This window comes from Protofrankia sp. CiP1_Cm_nod2, from assembly GCF_920664355.1.
Classification (GTDB): Bacteria; Actinomycetota; Actinomycetes; order Frankiales; family Frankiaceae; genus Protofrankia.
Genome location: NZ_CAKKTL010000304.1, coordinates 1 through 3112, shown reverse-complemented (window position 1 = coordinate 3112; position 3112 = coordinate 1). Strand labels below are relative to the sequence as shown.

Sequence of the window (3112 nt, the reverse complement as noted above, 5' to 3'; positions counted from 1 at the left end):
GCTGGTGCTGATGCTTCGTCGGTTTCGTCAGTACAGCGGCTTGCTTCGCTGGCAGCACGGCTCCGCCGGTACCGAGGCTTCGCCGCGGCGGCGTCAGTGGCTGCTGGAGCCGGCCAGCGAGCGTGGGGTGACGAACGAGACCAGCCGGGTCGTGCTCGGCCCCAGCTCCGCCCAGCGGCCCACGGCCAGGTCCTCGACGGCCAGCGCCGCGGTGGGGAAGGTGGGCAGCCGCGAGCGTTCGCCGACCGGGAGCAGGCCGGTGGCCAGCGCGTGGATACCCGGGTTGTGGCCGACGAGCAGGACGGTGGGGACGCCGTCGTCGAGCTCGCGGAGGCGGTCGAGCAGGTCCGACACGTCGGCGAGGTAGAGCCGGTCCTCGGTCAGCACCGGGACGGCCGCCGGCAGGGCTCCGGCGATCTGCTCGACGGTCTGCCTGGTCCGGCGGGCCGAGGAACACAGCACCAGGTCGGGGGTGAGCTGGTCGGCTGTCAGGTGCTCGGCGATGAGCCGGCAGGCGGACCGGCCGCGCGGCGACAGCGGGCGGTCGGCGTCCGACATGCTGCCGTCGGCCCAGTCGGACTTGCCGTGGCGCAGCAGCAACAGGCGACGCGGCGGCCTCACCGCGCGGCCCGTGGGGAGAGACCCGTGGGGAGAGGGAGACCGGCAGACACCCGGACGCCGCGACCGGGCGCGGGACGAGGCGACACGCAGCTCCTCCTCGGACGGCGACGACACGCAGCCTGCCCATCTCGGACCGGGGCGTCAATGGTTCTTTTCTACGCCCGCCGCGGGGCGCCCGCCTCGTCCGGCGGCATCTCGCCCGCATGGGAAGCCTCACGCACCCGGACGAGGGAAGCCTCGTCGGCCGTGCCGCGCCGGCCGGTGCCGCGCCGATCGTTGTCGATCATCGGTGCCCCGGCCATGGCGCCGGGCGAGGCACTCGCTCACATCGACGGCTCGCATCGACGGCGGTGCCTCACCCGAAGTGGTGAAAAATATCCTACGGTGGAGCTAGAAATCAGCCGTAAGGATCAGCTGGTCGCGTATGTGGAAAGCAGCAGGCGGTCGGCAAAGGCAAGGGCGTCGTCCGCGCTGAGCCGGCCGCGGGGAACCACGGAATTGCGTTCGTCCGAGGTAAGCCCGCCCCACACGCCGTGTTCCTCCTGGCGGAATAAGGCGGTCGCGAGACAGGCCCGCCGCACGGAGCAGCTGGCGCATACTTTCCGGGCCCGGGTTTCCGCCGCCGCCCGGGCCTTGGTGTTACGCCCGTCCGGCGGGAAGAACGCGTCGGGATCCCCGTCCCGGCAGGCGGCTTCCTGCCGCCAGTAGGCGGGCCAGCCAGCGCCGTAGGGCTGCGGCGGAAGGTCGCGTCCGGGCAGGACGGGTACGCCGGCGCTCATGAGATTCCGCCGATTCTGCCACTATCGAGGCACAATCCGGTCCGATGGTGGTAGGCGGCAGCGCTACCTGTAGGCAGCAGCCGCGGATGACTCAGCATGATGTCTCCTCGGGACGTCGCTTGCGGCGGGCATGACAATGCGCGGCAACGAGTGGATGTGTTGGAAAGCACACCGACTCCTCTGCTCGCGTGGAACCACAACCTCAGGGAGGGACGGAGCCAGGGTTGTCCGGCATGAATTGCGCACGCCTGGACACCCTCTTCGTCGGAAACGAACCCGTCTCGTCTCGTTAACCGAGGAACGTAGACGGCTCTCGACGGGATAGCAAGGGTTCCGGAACGCCCGCGTCCGCAGTATGTGCGAGACATCCGGTTCCGGCCGCGCTGATCGACGTTCCGTTGTCCAGTCGCAGCGTTGGGTATGCGTACTACCACTCGTAGTAGATGCCCGGTGGTGTCAAACCGGGCATCCTGGCTTCCCGCGCGCCCCCGGGGGATCGGAGAGCGTGTTCCCGACGATCGCAAGGGTGAGCAGAATCACAACTATGATCGTCGGCGGCACGTGGCGCAGAGTCTACGGTCAGAGCGCCCAAGGTGATGGGATCATGTTTTCCGGCCGGCCGGAAGCTGCAGGTCCTCCGGTCTTCAGACCCGTCCGATGCGATAGTCGCCCGACCAGATGTCCTGGTACTGGACGTTGGTGCCGGGGCGACGCGAAACGATCATCTGCCCGTTCCCGGCGTAGATGGCATCGTGGTAGGCCTCCCCCTCGGCGTCGAGGAAGAAGACCACATCTCCCGGCCGGGCCTCGGCGGAGCCGACCGGCCGCAGCGCGGCGAACTGGTCGTAGGTGGTACGGGGAATCGAGACACCGGCCTGGGCGTACGCGTACTGGACCAGGCCGGAGCAGTCGAAGTCGTCCGGCCCGGCGGCACCGTAACGGTACGGTTTGCCGATCTGCCGCTCGGCGGCCGCGAGTGCCGCCGTCGCGGCCGAGGTGGACGCCCCCACCGGAACCGCTGCCGCCGCCGGAGTCACCACCAGCGTCGCTGTCGACGCCACTGCCGACACCACTGTCGACGTCACTGTCGGGGCTGTTGCCGGCGTGGGTGCCGCTACCGGTGAGGCTGGCGCGCCGAAGAGCGCATCCCAGGTCCGCGGGCCGACCACGGTGTCGATGGCCAGCCCGGCGCTGGCCTGGAAGGCGCGGACGCCGTGTGCGGTCCGCGGGCCGAACCACCCGTCGGCGAAGATCCCGAGCCGGATCTGGAGCCGCACCACCGGGTCACCCTGGCTTCCCCGGCGCAACGACCGGCCGGGGAACCCCCGCCCGCCAGCGGACGACTCCCCTCCGCTTCCAGAAGACTCCCATCCGTTATCAGAGGATCCCCATGCGCCCCCGGAGGATTTCCATACGTCATCAGAGGGATCCTGTCCGCTGCTGGAGGACTCCCCCCTGCCGCCGGCGGACGCCTGTCCGCCGGCGGCTGACGCCTGTCGGCTGCCGGTCGACTTCTGCTTGTCACCGGTATGCCGCTTCCCGCTGGTGGCGGACTTCTGCCCGGTGCCGCCGGTGGACTTCTGCCCGGTGCTGCCGGCGGGCTCCTGCCCCTCCGCCCAGGCCGTCGCCGCGGGCCCCTGCCCCGTCGGGGCGTCCAGGGCCTGTCTCTTATACACATCTCCGAGCCCACGAGACAAGAGGCAATCTCGTAT

The 3112-nt window shown here is 70.0% G+C and carries 4 protein-coding genes; all 4 read right to left on the bottom strand.

Features of this window, described 5'->3' with window-relative positions:
- Positions 1–93 precede the first annotated feature (93 nt).
- The 4 genes from NBW84_RS22170 to NBW84_RS22160 all read right to left on the bottom strand — a co-directional run bounded on the left by NBW84_RS22170 (position 94) and on the right by NBW84_RS22160 (position 3076).
- On the bottom strand, positions 94–621 hold the full coding sequence (locus tag NBW84_RS22170) for a SixA phosphatase family protein (RefSeq protein WP_250287092.1): 528 nt from the start codon (positions 619–621) through the stop codon (positions 94–96).
- A gap of 155 nt (positions 622–776) precedes the next feature.
- Positions 777–908, bottom strand: a complete 132-nt coding sequence (locus NBW84_RS24615) for a hypothetical protein (protein ID WP_445548365.1) — start codon at positions 906–908, stop codon at positions 777–779.
- Between the two features lie 123 nt (positions 909–1031).
- Complete coding sequence (locus NBW84_RS22165) at positions 1032–1400, bottom strand: WhiB family transcriptional regulator (protein WP_250287090.1); 369 nt, start codon at positions 1398–1400, stop codon at positions 1032–1034.
- Positions 1401–2044: 644 nt separating this feature from the next.
- Positions 2045–3076 (bottom strand): NlpC/P60 family protein, encoded by a 1032-nt coding sequence (locus NBW84_RS22160; protein WP_250287088.1) that lies wholly within the window; start codon positions 3074–3076, stop codon positions 2045–2047.
- Between the last annotated feature and the right edge of the window lie 36 nt (positions 3077–3112).